This is a genomic window from Brucella sp. JSBI001 (genome assembly GCF_026014005.1).
Lineage (GTDB): Bacteria > Pseudomonadota > Alphaproteobacteria > Rhizobiales > Rhizobiaceae > Brucella > Brucella anthropi.
In genome coordinates this window covers 55,510-72,085 of the sequence record NZ_CP110340.1, presented here as the reverse complement: position 1 = coordinate 72,085, position 16,576 = coordinate 55,510, and the positions used below count along the sequence as shown (strand labels likewise).

The window sequence follows — 16,576 nt, the reverse complement described above, 5'->3', positions numbered from 1 at the left end:
CGCACTCCTCAGGCTTTCAGGTGGATGTGGATATTGCCGAAACCGTCGATCTCGACGCGGTTGCCGGGGTGGACGACGATCGTCGTGCCCGGATCCTCGACGATCGCCGGGCCGGTGAAGGCCATGCCGGGCTCCAGCTTCTCGCCGTCGTAGATTGCGGCCGGATGCACGCCTTCCAGCGCATAGTCGACCTTGCGCTCGCCCTTCCGCGCGGCGGAGGCGGGCGTCGCGGAAAGCGGCCTTTCCTGCATCTTCAGCTTGCCGACCTCGGCCGAGGCGACGAGGTGGATGCCGACCAGCTCGACGGGGGCGTCGAGGCGGTAGGTGTATTCCCGCTCGTAGGTCTCGTGGAAGGCGGCCTCGATGGCGGCGAGGCTCTCGTCGGTGATCGCGCCTTCGACGAGGACTTCGGTCGTGTGCTCCTGGTTCTGGTAGCGGAACTTGCCGTAACGCAGGAACCGGACCTTGTCCTTCCCGACGCCTTCCTCGGCGAATTGCCGGTGGGCCAGCGCTTCTGTCTCGGCAAAGAGGCCTTCGATGGCTTCGGCCGCGCCGGGCTTGAGGTCCGCGAGCTTCGTGACGAAGTAGTCGCGGCGCAGGTCCGACATCATCATGCCCCAGGCGGAGAACACCGAGGCGCCGGCCGGGATGACGACCTTCTTCACGCCGAGTTCCGTGCCGAGCGCCACCGCATGCATCGCCCCGCCGCCGCCGAAGGCGACCAGCGTGAAGTCGCGCGGATCGAAGCCGCGGTTGAGCGAGACGAGCTTCAGCGCGTTGACCATGTTGTTGTTGGCGATCCGCACGATGCCGCGCGCCACGTCGTCGGCCGAGACGCCGAGCCTTCCGCCGAGTTCCGACAGCGCCTTTTCGGCCGCTGTCATATCCGCGACGACGGAGCCGCCGCAGAAATAGTCGCGGTTGATGCGGCCGAGCCAGAGGTTGGCGTCGGTGGTGGTGGCATTGGTGCCGCCGCGGCCGTAGGCGGCCGGGCCGGGCATGGCGCCGGCCGACTTCGGGCCGACATGCAGCTTGCCGAAGTCGTCGACCCAGGCGATGGAGCCGCCGCCATTGCCGATCTCGACGAGATCGACCACCGGCACCATGATCGGGTAGCCGGCCGACGTGCGGTCGCGCTCGATCCAGTAGTCCGTCATGATGCGGACCTGGCCGTTCTCGATCAGCGAGCATTTCGCCGTGGTGCCGCCGATATCGAGGGCCAGCACGTTCGGCTCGCCGATCAGCTTGCCGAGCTCGCCGCGCCCCAGAAGCCGGAGGCGGGGCCGGATTCGACCATGGTGATCGGGATCTTCCTGACCGATTCCAGCGAATCCACGCCGCAGTTCGACTGCATGACGAAGAGATTGCCGGTAAAGCCCTTGCCCGCGAGGCCGTCCTTGAGGCGGGTGAGATAGCGCTCGGCGGTCGGCTGCACATAGGCGGACATGACGGTCGTGTTGGTGCGTTCGTATTCGCGCCATTCGCGGGTGATCTGGTGCGAGGCGACGGTGGCGATCTGCGGCCACAGGCGCCCGATCTCGGCGATTGTCGCCTGCTCGTGGCTCGGGTTGGCGTAGGAATGCAGGAAGCAGACGGCGATGGCCTCGACGCCGTCGGCGCGGAAGTCGTCGAGGATCGCCGGCAGGCCCGAGAGATCGAGCGGCGTCATCTCCGTGCCGTGATAGTCGAAGCGGCCCGGAAGCTCGCGGCGCAGGTACCGCGGAACGAAGGGCTCCGGCTTCTCATAGTGCAGGTTGAAGAAGTCCGGCCGGTTGCCGCGGGCGATCTCCAGCGAATCGCGGAAACCTTCCGTGGTGATGAGGCCGACCTTGACGCCCTTCCTCTCGGTCAGCGCGTTGATGACGACGGTGGTGCCGTGGGCGAGGAAATCGACGGTCTTCGGATCGATGCCGCCCTTGTCGAGCACGTTCAGCACGCCCTCTTCGAAATTCGGCGGCGTGGTGTCGGACTTAGCCGTCGTGATGCGGAACTGGCCTGTCGCGTGGTCCGTCTCGAAGCAGACGAGATCGGTGAATGTTCCGCCGACATCGGTCGCGACCCGAATGGTCTTCTGGCTCATTGGTTTTTCTCCCTCTTCTGCCGGTCGTGCAGAAGCATGCAAACGGCGCCGGGCAGTTTCAGCGCGTCGGCGGCTCGGATGCGGTCCTCGGTGTAGTAGTCACGATCATGGAGGCAGTTCAGCGTACCAACGACTTCACCGTCGATGATGACTGGTACGTTGATGACTGACTCGCAGCCCAGTGAAAGGATCAACTCGTGGTCGTCAAAAACTTTGGCGATGTCTTCGATCGTGTTGGCGACAAAGGTGTCTTTGCGGTTCAGCGTGATTTCCGACCATTCGGTTTCGTTATAGGGTTTGGTCCCGGAAACCGGGTAGACGTCGGGCATGCTTGAATAGATGCGTTCCGCCTGCTTGTCGGACGTATCGGATGTCATGATGGTGAAAAGCTTGGCGCCAACAATGCCTTTCACCAGTTGCTCAAGTGCGGCGTAGGCCTTCTCCGGCTGGCTGCCAGCGTCGGCAACAGCGTGTACGAAGGCGGTGAAGTCAGGTATTTCCATTCTGCAGTTGCTCCATGATGTGATCCCGAAGCGCTGCTTCCTCAGAGCTGACGACGGGAACGGCGCCGATTAGCCGGCGCGTGTAGGGATTTACGGGGCGGGTGAAAATGACGTCGGTCGTGGCAAATTCAACGAGCCGGCCTTTCTCGAAGACGGCGACGCGGTCTGCGATGTTACGAACGACGGAGAGATCGTGGGTGATAAAGACGTAGGTTAACCCGCGGCTTTCCTTGAGTGCCTTCAGAAGTTTGAGCACGCGCGCCTGCACCAGAACGTCGAGTGCGGAGGTTGGCTCGTCGAGCACGATGAGCTCCGATTGGCAAGCAAGGGCGCGGGCTATAGCAACGCGTTGGCGCTGACCGCCGGAAAGGGCCGACGGGGCACGGTTGCGAAGCTCTGCCGGCAATCCGACTTCCTCCAGCAGTTCGCCAGTGCGCTTGGCGCGGCCCGCCTTAGCGCCGATATTATGGACATCAAGCGCGAGGCGCAGCGATGCCCCGATTGAACGACGCGGATTGAGCGAGGAGAGCGGATTCTGTTGCACGAGCTGGATAGCCCGGCGATGTTCCTGCGTACGTCTTGCCGGCAGCGCCTCACCCTTGAAGGTGAGGTTGCCAGTGGTCGCGGCGTAGATGCCGAGGATAATGTTGGCGATGGTTGATTTGCCCGAGCCGGATTCCCCGACCACGGCTAGGCATTCGCCCTTTGTGACACTGAAAGAGACGCTATCGAGTGCTTTGACCGTGCCTCCATTGACCTCGAAATTCTTGGAGACGTCGGAAACGGAAAGAATCGTGCTCATTTGAGGAGTTCCTTTTCGCTGAAGCCTTCATGAGCAACTAGTGGGGCGAGGAATTGCGCAGGATCGTCGTCGAGGTCTGGAATGCCGCCGCCGGTGATGCGCGGCACGGCCGAGAGGAGCGCACGCGTATAGGGGTGGCGGGGATCCTCGAAGAGCGCGGCGGTCGGGCCCTGCTCGACAATGTTGCCCTTGTAGATGACATAGACCCGGTCGGCGAATTCGCGCACCACGCCGAGATTGTGCGAGATGAAGAGCACGGAGGTGTGGTGTTTCTCGACAAGCTGGGACATCAGCTTGAGCGTCTGCGCCTGCACGGTCACGTCGAGCGCCGTGCCAGGTTCGTCAGCCAGCAGCAACGCCGGATTGTTGGCGAGCGCCATGGCAATCATGACACGTTGGTTCATGCCACCGGAAAGCTGGAAGGCATAGGATTCGAGCACACGCTCCGGGTCATGGATCGCAACGTCTGCAAGTGCTGCAAGGGCCTTGCGGCGAGCCGTCTCGTAATTGATGTTAGGTTCTGTGCGTTGCAGGACTTCCCGAAACAGCGTGGATATCTTGTAGACCGGATTCAGCGACGAGGTCGGGTCCTGAAAAATCATCGACATGGCGGTACCGCGCAGCGCATGGCGCGAAGCGGATTTTAGCGTTTCGAGGTCAATGCCTTCGAATTCAACCGTGCCGGAGATGTGAGCTGTGCGCAGGTGCTGGAGCATGCCCAGCACAATGCGCGCTGTCACAGATTTGCCGGAACCGGACTCGCCGACAAGGGCGACACGCTCACCTCTGCGGATATGCAGAGAGATGCCGTGCAGCACGTCGATCATCCCGGACCACGTCTTGAAGCCGAGCCGGAGGTTATCGATCTTGAGTGTAGGGGCCGTCATTGATCCACTCCCAGGAATTCACGCAACGCGTCGCCGATCAGGTTGAATCCGAAGACGGCGATCAGGATGGCAAGGCCAGGGAACACGGTGAGCCACCAGCTGTCTGGAAGGTACTTCGCACCTTCTGCAACCATGGAGCCGAGGTCGGGTGTCGGCGGCTGAACGCCAAGACCGAGAAAAGACAGCGAGGAGGCAATGAGAATGACGAAACCGAAGTCGAGCGTCATCTTGGTGATGACTGAGGGAACGCAGTTCGGCAATATCTCGCGGAACATGATATGCCGTTTCGAGGCGCCGATCACCTCCGCCGCCAGCACATAGCCCTCTTCTTTCTCAGAACGGGCGATATTGTAGACAAGGCGGGTGTACCAGGGCCACCACATCACGGTCACCGCGATCATACCATTGGTAAGGGTTGGCTCGAGGAGGCCCATGATCGACATGGCGAGCACCAGTGGCGGTATTGACAGGAAGACGTCCGTAAGCCGCATCAGCAAATATTCAGTCCAGCCGCCAAGATAGCCAGCAGCAAGACCGATGGCGACGCCGACCGGAACGGCGATGATGAGCACGACAATGCCGAGGATCAGCGAGATCCGGTAGGCATAGACGACGCGGGTGAAGAGGTCGCGGCCAACGAGATCTGTGCCGAATATATTCGGCCAGTGTGGAGGTTGGTTGAAGTTGGCGAAGTCCACCACAGCGCCGACATGTTCAGGGAAGGGCGTGATGAGATCGGCGAAAATCGCCGAGAACACTACGATTCCGACGAGCACGAGCCCGATCAGCGACAGAGGATTGGCGGCGAGGATGACGAGGGTCTTCTTCATGACGCTCTCTGCGAAAGGCGGATGCGTGGATTTACGATAGAAACCAGCAAGTCCACGACGATGTTGACGATGAGGAACATGGCCGAGATGACCAGAACGGTTCCCACGATGGCGTTAAGGTCCTTACGCAGGATCACGGCCACGCCGTAGCGCGACAGGCCGGGCCAGGCATACACGGCTTCAACAAGGAAGGCGCTGCCCAGCATGGCGGCAAAATCGAGACCAATAATGGTAAGAGAAGGGATCAGAGATGGTCGGAAGGCATAGCGTCGAGCGATGCGCTTTTCCGGGAAGCCATATGCCTCTGCCATCTCGATGTAAGGCCGTTCGTAAGTCTCGACCATGTTCGATCGCACGAGGCGGGCGGCCTGTCCGATACCGGAAAGGGCCAGAGCGAAGGCAGGGAGGACCAGGTGCCAGACGGCATCTGCAAACGCTTCGAGATTGCCGGCAAGCAGCGTATCGATCAGCATGAAGCCGGTTACGTTCTGCACAGCGATACTGTCTGAGAGCCGACCCGCAATCGGAAAAAGCCTTATGAAGTAGGAGAAGACGAGCATCAGCACGACTGCCCAGACGAAGGCGGGCGCGGAGACACCAAGAATAGTCACCAGCCGGATAGCGTGATCTATCCATTTTCCGCGGTAATGGGCTGACAAAACTCCGAGTGGAAGGCCGATGCCGATCATCATCAAACCTGCGACCATGACCAGCTCCAGCGTTGCGGGTAGAAACTGGGCGATGTCGGCCGTAACAGGGCGATTTGTGTACAGCGAGATGCCAAGATTGCCGTGCATAAGATCGGCAAGAAAATAGCCGTACTGGACGAAGAAGGAAGCATCGAGATGCAATTTATCCCGCAGGGCGGCAATTGCTTCGGGCGTCGCGTTTGGTCCGAGCGCGATGCGCGCCGGGTCGCCGGGAATTACCCGAGCGATAGCAAATATCAGCACTGATACCCCTATGAGAACAAGCAAAGAGGTACCTAGCCGCTTCGCTAGGAGGCGGATGAACGGTGACATAATCAAATTCCGGTTGAAAGGCGGGGCCGCTAATGAACGACCCGGGTTTCGTCGGTAACTACTGCTTCATTTCCATCAGGCGGAAACTCATGCCGAACCCGGCTAGCGCGAAGGCCTTGGACGGATCAGTCAGCGCCGGAACCAAGACTTTGTCAGAAGCGGCGAAGACTGAAATTTGATCCTGAGCGAAAATCGAGGGGGCGATTGCGAGCAGCCGCCTATTGAGATCTTCATAGATCTTGGCACGCGCTGCTTCATCAAGTGTTGTACGAGCCTTCTCCAGCAGAGCGTCGACTTGTTCATCTTTCAGATGTTCTGGCGACATCCAGGTACCCGCAGCGCTCGAATGATACATGTTAGATAGGAGAGTATCCGGATCACCCGTCATCGTGTTCACGAAGACCTGCGAGACAACGGGTGTACGTTCGGCCTTTGATACCTGATCGGAGAATAGAGCCCAAGGCACCTTGCTGACTTTCGCCTTTATGCCAATCTGCGAGAGATTGGCCTGCAGAAGGAGTGCGAACCGCTCCTCTATTGGAACCTCACCCGTCCAGGATATATCGATATTCATATCCTCTGGCTTATATTTGCACGCGCTGAGATATTCTTTCGCCTTGGTGAGGTCCTGCTTGAGGGGTTGTTCATTGGGAAGAGCTCCCAACATGCCGACCGGGAGTGGTCCGGTAGCAGGACTGCCCAGGGAAACATTGTCTGTGATGGCCACCATCTTAACGCCCGTACCATAATCAAAGGCGTAGCTGACTGAGAGGCGGCAGTTAACGTCGTCGAAAGGAGGCTTCGTCGTATTCAGCTTGATATAAAACCCGGACGTTCCCCTTTCTGTGAGCAATTGGGCTCCATCGGCAGCGAGCGACTTGAGTACTTCCGGAGGCAGCCATTGCGAGGAGATTTCGTGCTCGCCCTGCGCAATCAACGTGCGCACAGTGGCTGCTTCCAGGCCATAGCGCAGACGCACCTTATCTGGCGCTGTAGCGGGCACTCCGAGAAAATAAGCCGGGTTCTTGGCCATTACCGTCTCTTCTTGCGGATTGTGCGAAATGACGGTGTAAGCACCACTGCCAGCAGCATGGTTCGAAAGAAATGCCTGGCCCCAGTCCTTCATAGGACCATTGCCATCCCCCAGATTGGCCATTACGAGTTTCTTGTCGACAATAGGCAGACGCGTGAGTGCCGAAATGAAAGGGGCATAGATTTCTTTCAAGGTGAAACGGACAGTTGAAGCATCTATCGCCTCTGCCTTTTCCACTTTGTCGAAGAGGTATGACAGCCTTGGCCAAGGGCGCGCATGCGATCAAGCGAAAAGACGACATCATCTGCGGTAAGCGGATTTCCGCTCTGAAATTTTACATCGTCGCGCAATCTGAACGTAAAGACCTTGCCGTCAGTGCTTTCCCATGATTCAGCAATAAACGGCTCATAGCCAGGCTTTCCCTGTTTGGGAACTACCAGTGCATCATAGATGTTGAACATCAGAATGGAGTCGGCGTAATCTGAAGCTTTGGCGGGATCGAGTTCGCCAACGGGCGACTCATCAAGCCTGAGTACGGTGTCTGCGGTCGCTTGATTCTGGATAGATGTAGTGGCCAAAAATGCGGCCAATAACAGTTTGATGCCAGATCTCATTTTAGTTCCCCTATTTGTTGTTATTTTGGTGCACCACGTCGGTTGACAGCTCTTGTTACAGCAAGGACATTTTCCGAACCGGTCCCCTGATTTTCGTCACCGAACACGTCCATTGTGCATGTGTGAAAAACGATCGTCGTGTCGCCTGTATGATTCCAGGTAACGTGTGTCTGGGAGGACGGGAAATGTGCGGTATCGCCCTCGTTCAGGATCGTAATTTCGCCTTCCAGCTCAAGCGTCAACGAACCGCGAACGATGTAATAGATCTCTTCCCCCTCATGAGATGTCGGTTCACTTCGAAAGCCCGGAGGTTCGTGGATCAATGTCGAGCGCAGAATATTGCCGGGAAAGGCCGCCGATAACCTCTCGTAAGTAACATCTTTTCCCGTCAATGAGCCGAGGCCATAAAGCGGTCTATTATCTCGACGTGTAATTGGCCCCTGAGGCTGAGACTTCTGGAAAAAGGTTCCCACATCGACGTCAAGCACCCGGCAAACGGCAACCAGTGAAACGAGGGAAGGCACGGCAATGCCGCGCTCGATTTGAGATATGAATCCTACTGACAGTTCTGCTTGATCTGCAACTTCCTGAAGCGTCAGCTTCAACGCCTTTCGGCGGCTACGCAAACGCTTTCCTAGCGGCTGCTGATCAGCCTCGATAATTTTGGCGAGATCGCTCATTGTCCCTCTTTTTTAGTATTTATTCAAAATACAACCCACTCAGCGAGTCATGTCAACATTTTTTTAGGGGTCGTTTGCGGGAGAGGGCGAAATCCTACGCTAAGGCTTTGGCCAACGATATTCTCCGGTAAGATTGATGTGTTCCCAGGGGATAGGAGAAGTCGCTTGATATCTAGTATGACGTCTGTCGCACCTGCTTGATCGCGGCCGCGATAGCTAGATCGCGTTGCTCCTCTTCTCCATCCGCGTTCCAAGCTGCGGAAAGGCACCCATAAGCGTACGCCTGGTCGAGCAGGCGACGCGGATCGACGTCCAGCGCACGAGAGAATGCGTCCGCCATCTGTGCAATGCGTCTAGGATCGAGACAAAGGTCGTCTCTGTCAGCCGGATCGTAGAACATATTGGCGGCGCCAAAGCCCACTTCACCGACCAGACCGACGGGATCTATCACCAGCCAGCCGCGACTGGAGAACATGATGTTTTCATGATGCAGATCGCCATGTAGCCCACGCAGTTCCGAGGCATTGCTCATCATTTGATCGGCTATAATCGCCGCGTGGACGTAGTCAGTTTGACAACCTGCGTTTTGATCATCGCGCGCCCGCTGAAACAAAGCTGCAAAGCGATCCCGGATCGGGAGAAGGGCAGAAGGCAGGGGTTCCTCAGATGCGGCATACAGCTTCGCCATTAGTTCCGCTGCAATTTCGGTCGCCTGGTAGTCGCCGTGCTCGGCAACGATGTGAGAGAGCATTCGCTCCCCGGCATATTCGAGCAACATCAGATTGTTCTCACGACCGAGCAACCGGACTGCTCCCCTCCCATTGCGCCATACCAGATAGTCGGCCCCGCGCAGTTCATCAGCAATGTCTTCTATAGGTTTCAATCCCTTGACGATTGCAGGAGTCCCGTCTGGCAATGAAACTTTCCAAACGAGGCTGGAAAAGGTGTCCGCAATGAGAACAGGTTGCGAAACGTGCCAATGAGCAGGAAAAACAGGCGGCATGAACATCAACCCCAAGTCAGAGGGTCCAATCGCAGATAGAAGGCAAGGCGTTCGCGGTCGGGGGCTTCGATCCCCAATACATTGAATAGGACAGCGAAGGCGCGCTCTGCTTCATCTGGCGCTGCCCAGTTCTCTTCGGCGTTAGCAATCATGAGTGCCAAATCGGCATAGCGATCTGCTGTTCCGAGCCGCCCAAGGTCGATCAGACCCGTGCATTGAAGAGTTTTAGGGTCCACCATGAAGTTCGGCATGCAGGGATCACCATGGCAAACAACCATATCGGTGCGCTCTTGGTCGAGCCGCACCGGTAGCTCTCGTTCGACACGAGCCAAAAGATCGAGCTGCGGCGTACTCTTGTCCTCGTCCGGTAAGAAGTCGGGATTGACGGCATTGCGGGACACCACATCAACGGCGCGGACGAAAATTCGCGACAGCCTGCGCTCAAACGGACATTGATCAACCGATAGGCTGTGAACAGCGCCAAGTTGCTGCCCCATTGACGGCCACGCTTTGAGCAAATCCGCTCCAGACAGATCAGCCGCCGGTACTCCCGGAATTGCCGTTATCACCAAGCATGCACCCTCCTGTTCCTCCTGCCAGTTGATCACCTCGGGGCAAGCCACACCTCGACCTTTGAGCCAAATGAGGCGGTCACGCTCTCCAGCGAGCTCACCGCGGCGGGAAGCAGGTGCGATTTTCGCGAAGGCATGCCCGTCACCACGTCGAAAAACAAAATCACCAGATTCTCCGCCTCTGACAGGCAACCAGTCAGAATGCGATTCACCAAAAAAAATATTAGTTCGATTCAATGGAGGTTCCTTCAGTTTTCTGATGAAGCGCGGAGGTGGCTCAACCTGCGAAAAGAAACGAGTTGCTACGTAAGTCCGAGAACATGCTTTCCATGGTCTCTGAGCTCGCCTTTGGGACCGACATATCGGTAGAGAGTGACGCGCTCGATGCCGAGTTCCTTGCAGAGATCGGAAACTGAAGTATCGCGCTGGGCCATGGCGGCTTGCGCGAGACGCACCTGAGCTTTGGTGAGCGCGAATTTTCGTCCGCCCTTGCGACCGCGCGCTCTCGCGGAGGCGAGACCCGCCATGGTGCGCTCTCGGATCAGATCCCGCTCGAACTCGGCCAAGGTGGCGAAGATTCCGAACACCATGCGACCGGACGCAGTCGTGGTGTCGATCTGAGCGCCCTTTCCAGTCAGAACCCGCAGGCCGATCTTGCGGTCTGACAGCTCCTTCACCGTGTTGACCAGATGGGCAAGCGATCGTCCGAGGCGATCGAGCTTCCAGACCACCAGCACATCGCCGTCACGCAATGACTTGAGGCAGGCAGTCAAGCCAGGGCGATCATCACGACCGCCGGAAGCAAGATCATCATAGATATTGTCCCGTTCGACACCTGCGGCGCGCAAGGCGTCGTGCTGCAGGTCGAGAGACTGCGAGCCATCGGCTTTGGAGACGCGGGCATATCCGATCAGCATGTATCACAAACGTTGGTTTGAGGCGGCGCTTCGGCCACGATTGCATTGACCTCTGGAAATGTATCTCAACCAGCTTCATAAACAAAGCGTCTTGAACGCTATCAGATTTTGAAAAAGGAACATGTATGCCGCGTCGCGTCACTCTAACCGATCGGCAGAAAGACGCGCTGTTGCGCTTGCCGACTTCACAGACGGATTTGCTCAAGCACTATACGCTGAGTGATGAAGACCTTGGGCATATCAGGCTGCGTCGGCGCGCTCACAACAGGTTCGGCTTCGCCCTGCAATTGTGTGTCCTGCGCTATCCCGGCCGGGTGCTGGCTCCAGGCGAACTGATCCCTGCAGAGGTCATCGAATTTATCGGAGCGCAGCTTGGCCTGGGTGCCGACGATCTCGTAGACTATGCTGCCCGCGAGGAAACACGGCACGAGCATCTTGCCGAGTTACGGGGGCTCTACGGCTTCCGCACCTTCTCCGGACGTGGTGCGAGCGAGCTGAAGGAATGGTTGTTCCGAGAAGCCGAGATGGCGGTGTCGAACGAGGATATCGCCCGTCGCTTCGTAGCCGAGTGCCGACGCACCCGCACTGTCCTTCCCGCGACATCCACGATCGAGCGGCTTTGTGCCGCGGCTCTCGTCGATGCCGAGCGACGCATCGAGACGAGGATCGCCAGTCGGCTGCCTATGTCGATCCGAGAACAGTTGCTGGCATTGCTCGAGGAGACGGCTGATGATCGGGTGACCCGTTTTGTGTGGCTGCGCCAGTTCGAGCCTGGCTCGAACTCTTCGTCGGCCAACCGGCTGCTCGACCGGCTCGAATATCTGCAACGCATCGATCTCCCCGAGGATCTGCTTGCCGGCGTTCCTGCCCATCGGGTGACTCGTCTGCGCAGGCAGGGTGAACGGTATTATGCCGACGGCATGCGCGATCTCCCGGAGGACAGGCGGCTTGCGATCTTGGCTGTTTGCGTCTCGGAATGGCAGGCGATGTTGGCCGACGCAGTGGTCGAAACCCACGACCGGATCGTCGGCCGTCTCTACCGTGCTTCGGAGCGTATTTGCCATGCAAAGGTCGCAGACGAAGCGGGGGTGGTGCGTGACACCCTGAAATCCTTCGCCGAGATCGGGGGCGCCCTGGTCGATGCACAGGATGATGGCCAGCCGCTGGGCGATGTCATCGCGAGTGGGTCAGGGTGGGACGGCTTAAAAACCCTTGTTGCAATGGCAACCAGGCTGACCGCCACCATGGCCGACGATCCGCTCAATCATGTGCTCGACGGTTATCACCGCTTCCGCCGATACGCTCCACGCATGTTGCGCCTGCTCGATCTGCGAGCTGCGCCCGTTGCACTGCCGCTTCTGGAAGCGGTGACGGCCCTTCGTACCGGTTTGAACGATGCCGCGATGACCAGCTTCTTGCGGCCCAGCTCGAAATGGCATCGCCACCTTCGGGCCCAGAGGGCTGGCGACGCTCGCCTATGGGAGATCGCGGTGCTGTTCCATCTGCGCGATGCGTTCCGCTCCGGAGATGTCTGGCTTACTAGGTCCCGGCGCTATGGCGATCTGAAACACGCACTCGTTCCGGCACAATCCATCGCGGAAGGCGGTCGTCTCGCTGTGCCATTGCGGCCGGAGGAATGGCTGGCAGACCGGCAAGCTCGCCTCGACATGCGGTTGCGCGAGCTTGGCCGTGCCGCTCGCGCAGGCACGATCCCGGGCGGGTCGATTGAAAACGGCGTTCTGCATATCGAGAAACTCGAAGCCGCCGCGCCGACAGGCGCCGAAGATCTGGTGCTCGATCTCTACAAGCAGATCCCGCCCACGCGCATCACCGATCTCCTGCTGGAGGTGGATGCGGCGACCGGCTTCACCGAAGCGTTCACCCATCTGCGCACAGGAGCACCCTGCGCTGACCGGATCGGGCTAATGAACGTTATCTTGGCGGAAGGGATCAACCTCGGCTTGCGCAAAATGGCGGATGCGACAAACACCCACACCTTCTGGGAATTGATCCGCATTGGACGGTGGCATGTCGAGGGCGAAGCCTATGACCGGGCGCTGGCCATGGTGGTCGAGGCACAGGCAGCGTTACCCATGGCCCGGTTCTGGGGCATGGGCACGTCGGCTTCGAGCGACGGACAGTTCTTCGTCGCTACAGAGCAAGGTGAGGCCATGAACCTGGTCAACGCGAAATATGGCAATACCCCGGGCCTGAAAGCCTATAGCCACGTCTCCGACCAATATGCGCCGTTCGCAACCCAGGTGATTCCTGCAACGGCAAGCGAAGCGCCTTACATCCTCGATGGCCTGCTGATGAACGATGCTGGACGCCATATCCGCGAGCAGTTCACCGACACGGGCGGCTTCACCGATCACGTCTTTGCCGCATGTGCCATTCTCGGCTACCGGTTCGCTCCGCGCATCCGCGACCTGCCATCCAAACGGCTCTACGCGTTCAATCCGTCGGCCGCCCCGGCGCACCTGCGAGCGTTGATCGGCGGAAAGGTCAACCAAGCCATGATCGAGCGCAATTGGCCCGACATCCTGCGCATCGCCGCCACCATTGCTGCCGGGACCGTCGCGCCAAGCCAGATTCTGCGGAAACTCGCCTCCTATCCGCGGCAGAACGAGCTCGCGACAGCCCTGCGGGAAGTCGGTCGCGTCGAGCGCACCCTGTTCATGATCGACTGGATTCTGGATGCCGAACTCCAACGGCGTGCCCAGATCGGGCTCAACAAAGGCGAAGCTCATCATGCGCTGAAGCGGGCAATTAGCTTCCACCGCCGCGGTGAAATCCGCGACCGTTCCGCCGAAGGCCAGCATTACCGCATCGCCGGCATGAATCTGCTCGCCGCCATCATCATCTTCTGGAACACCATGAAGCTCGGCGAGGTCGTTGCAAACCAGAAACGCGATGGAAAGCTGCTATCGCCCGATCTCTTGGCCCATGTTTCGCCGCTCGGATGGGAACACATCAATCTCACCGGAGAATATCGCTGGCCAAAGCCTTAGCGTAGGATTCCGCCCCCTCCCGCAAACGACCCCTTTTAGTATGACTTCAATTTTAATATAGAGGTCGGCCGCCTTGGAGCTACTCAAATGGCACTGCATATTCGCAATCCGGAGGGCCGATAGGCTCGCGCGCGAGCTTGCGCGCATTGACCGCACAAGCATCACCGATGCTGTAATCGTCGCCCTTCGTGAAACCGTCCGTAACCGGATGAACCAGGAGAAGCCATGGGAGACGGCACAAAAGATCCTTGCCAAACATGGCCGATCTTTTCCGCCAGATCGAAAGCCCGTTCCTCCAGAAGCCTATCACGAGCTTGACCACGATTTGACGGGTGACGAATAGTTTGCGTCAACAGGCACCGCTGTGCCAAAAATCCTGGTGCCAAAAACCTTTTCCGGATCGCGAACGCCTTTATTATTTCAAGAGCAAAATATCGTGGCAAAAAGGGCAAAATATCTGAAACCAGTTTAATTTGACACGTTTGTTTTCAATGACTTTGAATAACCTCAAGGGCCAAATTCCGTGTCACTCGACAGGAAATCGCCCAAATTTACGCGCATGCTGTTACGCATTGTGCGAGCAACTCAGGCGACTTCGCGAAGTTCAGCGTTCTTGCAACGCCAATCGGACACCTAATGCGCAGTAGATTCCACCGACCACCTTACCCTGCCATTTCAGCACGATCGGGTTGCGGCGGAGAAAGTTGCCGAGACTTGCGGCTGACACGGCGAAGATCACCGTGCTGAGCAAGCCCAGAAGCACAAAGACGATGCCTAGCACCATCAGTTGAAGTGCAACGGAACCATTCTCTGGATGGACGAATTGAGGCAGGAACGCCAGGAAGAATAGCGCAGTCTTCGGGTTGAGCACTTCCGCCAAAATGGCCTGCCTAAATGCTTTCTGCGCGGTGATCGGAAGTGCTCTGGCGGCGGTCGGATCCGAGGGAGTTTTCGCTAAGATCGCCTGTATGCCGAGATAGACAAGATAGGCTGCACCTACATATTTCACGATGCTGAACAGAGTAGCCGATGCGGCGATCACAGCAGAGATTCCGATGATGGCCATGAACGTGTGAACAACGTCACCAGCCGCGATACCGACGCCGGTCGCGATACCGACCTTTGTGCCCGAGCTGGTCGCCCGCGCGACAGTTAAAAGTGTTGCAGGGCCAGGAATGAAAACGAAGCCAAGTACGATTGCGTTGTAGGTAATTAGTGTAGTCAAGTCGATCATATGGCGGTTCCGAATGATGTTGAAGTTGGCAGCCCGTGTCCGCTGAACTCCTATCCTGCACGAAAGCCGACAGGCAGCAAACCACCCCTACTGCGACACTCCCCCCAAGTGCCTCCGCTGCACTCATCTTCTGAGCGCTATAGGAAAGGTTCCGGTGTTAGCTAGTCTTTCAGTTCGAACACTTCGGAATTATCAGCAGGTTCTCGTAACCCTTTGAATGAGGCGTGGCGTAGTCTTGGCTCGCGCGTCCATCCGCGATATTCGATTTCCGCGAAATAGCGTGGTTCGGCAAAGATAGCATTCTTTCGCTTCAGAGCCACAGGGGCCTTTCGGGCCGAAATCCTGTCCAGTATGGTTTTCAGATCGCGCGCGGACTTATGTGTGAAGCCGGTTCCGACGCCACCGACGTAGACCAGTTCACCACTCTTGCGAGCCGCAAGCAGCAGACGGGCGACTCCGCCGCGCATCGCTTCCGACGGTTCGTAGCCGACGATCGCGAATGTGTCGCTCTGCACGCATTTGATCTTTTGCCATTCGCCATGACGGCCGGAACGATACAGACGATCGAGACGCTTTGCGATAATTCCCTCGAGGCCGAGTTCGCAAGCGCGCTCGAGGAGCTGGTTCCCATCCGCATCAATCGATTCAGAGTAGCGTATTATGCCTTCACGGCCGTTCAGTACCTTTTCGAGCGTCTGCCGCCGCTTGGAAAGGGGCTCGTGCGTAAGATCGCGACCGTCGAGATAGAGAAGATCGAAGGCGAAGAATATGGCCTCACGGGCAAAACGCCTGCCGCCACGTCCGCCGAGAGCTTGCTGCAGCAAGCCGAAGTCAGATCGGCCTTGTTCATCCAGAACGACCGCCTCGCCGTCGAGGATCATTGTATCGTGGCCGAGTTGCTGCGCATCGTCGGCAATGTGTGTGAATCTTGGCGTCCAGTCGTGTCCTCCTCGGGTCAGCACCCGGACGCCATCAGGTTCGACATGGACCGCAAGGCGGTAGCCATCCCACTTGATTTCAAATGACCAGTCCGGCCCTGCTGGTGGTTTGGACACAAGCAGCGCAAGGCATGGCTCGATGCGCCGGGGCATCGGGTCGCTGATCTTGGTTCGTGTTCTCATACCGCTCAAGTGCTTCGCCATGCCGCCCTAACGCTCGAAGAAGCGATTTGTCTCAACGCGATAATAGCGGAGCTTGCTTCGCAAGCGTGTTGATCCCCTTCAGGGGGAAAGACCGTGCGGCCGTCTCTCCCCCGCAATGGCGAAAACCGGTCTCCCCATCCTTCCGCGGGCGAGCTCGCCGGCGATGCCGGCGAACTCGCCCTTGTGCAGGACCAGGTGTGCGGATTTTGCGCGTGTCCGCGCGGATCCTCGCCACCTGTCCCTTCG

The 16,576-nt window shown here is 58.3% G+C and carries 13 protein-coding genes and 2 pseudogenes; 2 read left to right on the top strand and 13 right to left on the bottom strand.

What is annotated here, in order from left to right; translation table 11 throughout:
• Nucleotides 1–8: 8 nt before the first annotated feature.
• From LJ361_RS23335 to LJ361_RS23285, 11 genes and pseudogenes are all read right to left on the bottom strand, one after another.
• A pseudogene (locus LJ361_RS23335) lies at nt 9–2,080 on the bottom strand (hydantoinase/oxoprolinase family protein).
• Nucleotides 2,077–2,583 carry a GAF domain-containing protein gene (locus LJ361_RS23330; protein ID WP_113731500.1) on the bottom strand — a complete coding sequence of 169 codons (507 nt, stop codon included), beginning with the start codon at nt 2,581–2,583 and terminating at the stop codon, nt 2,077–2,079. The pseudogene LJ361_RS23335 and the gene LJ361_RS23330 overlap by 4 nt, the downstream one beginning before the upstream one ends.
• Entirely contained in the window at nt 2,570–3,385 is an 816-nt protein-coding gene (locus LJ361_RS23325) for an ABC transporter ATP-binding protein (protein ID WP_113731499.1), read from the bottom strand. The genes LJ361_RS23330 and LJ361_RS23325 overlap by 14 nt, the downstream gene beginning before the upstream one ends.
• Entirely contained in the window at nt 3,382–4,272 is an 891-nt protein-coding gene (locus tag LJ361_RS23320) for an ABC transporter ATP-binding protein (protein WP_113731498.1), read from the bottom strand. The genes LJ361_RS23325 and LJ361_RS23320 overlap by 4 nt, the downstream gene beginning before the upstream one ends.
• On the bottom strand, nt 4,269–5,102 hold the full coding sequence (locus LJ361_RS23315; protein WP_113731497.1) for an ABC transporter permease: 834 nt from the start codon (nt 5,100–5,102) through the stop codon (nt 4,269–4,271). The genes LJ361_RS23320 and LJ361_RS23315 overlap by 4 nt, the downstream gene beginning before the upstream one ends.
• On the bottom strand, nt 5,099–6,124 hold the full coding sequence (locus LJ361_RS23310; protein ID WP_113731496.1) for an ABC transporter permease: 1,026 nt from the start codon (nt 6,122–6,124) through the stop codon (nt 5,099–5,101). Before LJ361_RS23310 ends, LJ361_RS23315 begins: the two co-directional genes overlap by 4 nt.
• A 58-nt stretch (nt 6,125–6,182) precedes the next feature.
• Nucleotides 6,183–7,618 (bottom strand): annotated as a pseudogene (locus LJ361_RS23305) (ABC transporter substrate-binding protein).
• A gap of 173 nt (nt 7,619–7,791) precedes the next feature.
• On the bottom strand, nt 7,792–8,451 hold the full coding sequence (locus tag LJ361_RS23300) for a helix-turn-helix domain-containing protein (protein ID WP_113731494.1): 660 nt from the start codon (nt 8,449–8,451) through the stop codon (nt 7,792–7,794).
• Nucleotides 8,452–8,623: 172 nt separating this feature from the next.
• The gene (locus LJ361_RS23295; protein ID WP_000480968.1) at nt 8,624–9,460 is read right to left on the bottom strand and encodes an aminoglycoside O-phosphotransferase APH(6)-Id; all 837 of its coding nucleotides are present in this window, start codon (nt 9,458–9,460) and stop codon (nt 8,624–8,626) included.
• Nucleotides 9,460–10,263 carry an aminoglycoside O-phosphotransferase APH(3'')-Ib gene (aph(3'')-Ib, locus tag LJ361_RS23290; protein ID WP_264813621.1) on the bottom strand — a complete coding sequence of 268 codons (804 nt, stop codon included), beginning with the start codon at nt 10,261–10,263 and terminating at the stop codon, nt 9,460–9,462. Before aph(3'')-Ib ends, LJ361_RS23295 begins: the two co-directional genes overlap by 1 nt.
• 65 nt (nt 10,264–10,328) lie before the next feature.
• Nucleotides 10,329–10,943, bottom strand: coding sequence for a recombinase family protein (locus tag LJ361_RS23285; RefSeq protein WP_000904906.1), 615 nt, complete (start codon nt 10,941–10,943; stop codon nt 10,329–10,331).
• Between the two features lie 125 nt (nt 10,944–11,068).
• On the opposite strand from LJ361_RS23285, the gene LJ361_RS23280 reads away from it, so the two are divergent.
• Together LJ361_RS23280 and LJ361_RS23670 are read left to right on the top strand one after the other, a co-directional pair.
• Nucleotides 11,069–13,954, top strand: a complete 2,886-nt coding sequence (locus LJ361_RS23280) for a Tn3 family transposase (RefSeq protein WP_001138082.1) — start codon at nt 11,069–11,071, stop codon at nt 13,952–13,954.
• Nucleotides 13,955–14,027: 73 nt separating this feature from the next.
• The gene (locus LJ361_RS23670; protein ID WP_193603355.1) at nt 14,028–14,297 is read left to right on the top strand and encodes a type II toxin-antitoxin system VapB family antitoxin; all 270 of its coding nucleotides are present in this window, start codon (nt 14,028–14,030) and stop codon (nt 14,295–14,297) included.
• A gap of 261 nt (nt 14,298–14,558) precedes the next feature.
• Here the strand turns inward: LJ361_RS23670 and LJ361_RS23270 are convergent, their stop codons facing one another.
• Together LJ361_RS23270 and ligD are read right to left on the bottom strand one after the other, a co-directional pair.
• Nucleotides 14,559–15,188, bottom strand: coding sequence for a LysE family translocator (locus tag LJ361_RS23270; protein WP_113334177.1), 630 nt, complete (start codon nt 15,186–15,188; stop codon nt 14,559–14,561).
• Between the two features lie 161 nt (nt 15,189–15,349).
• Nucleotides 15,350–16,309: a non-homologous end-joining DNA ligase gene (gene ligD / locus LJ361_RS23265; protein WP_264813638.1), complete on the bottom strand. Its 960-nt coding sequence runs from the start codon at nt 16,307–16,309 to the stop codon at nt 15,350–15,352.
• Between the last annotated feature and the right edge of the window lie 267 nt (nt 16,310–16,576).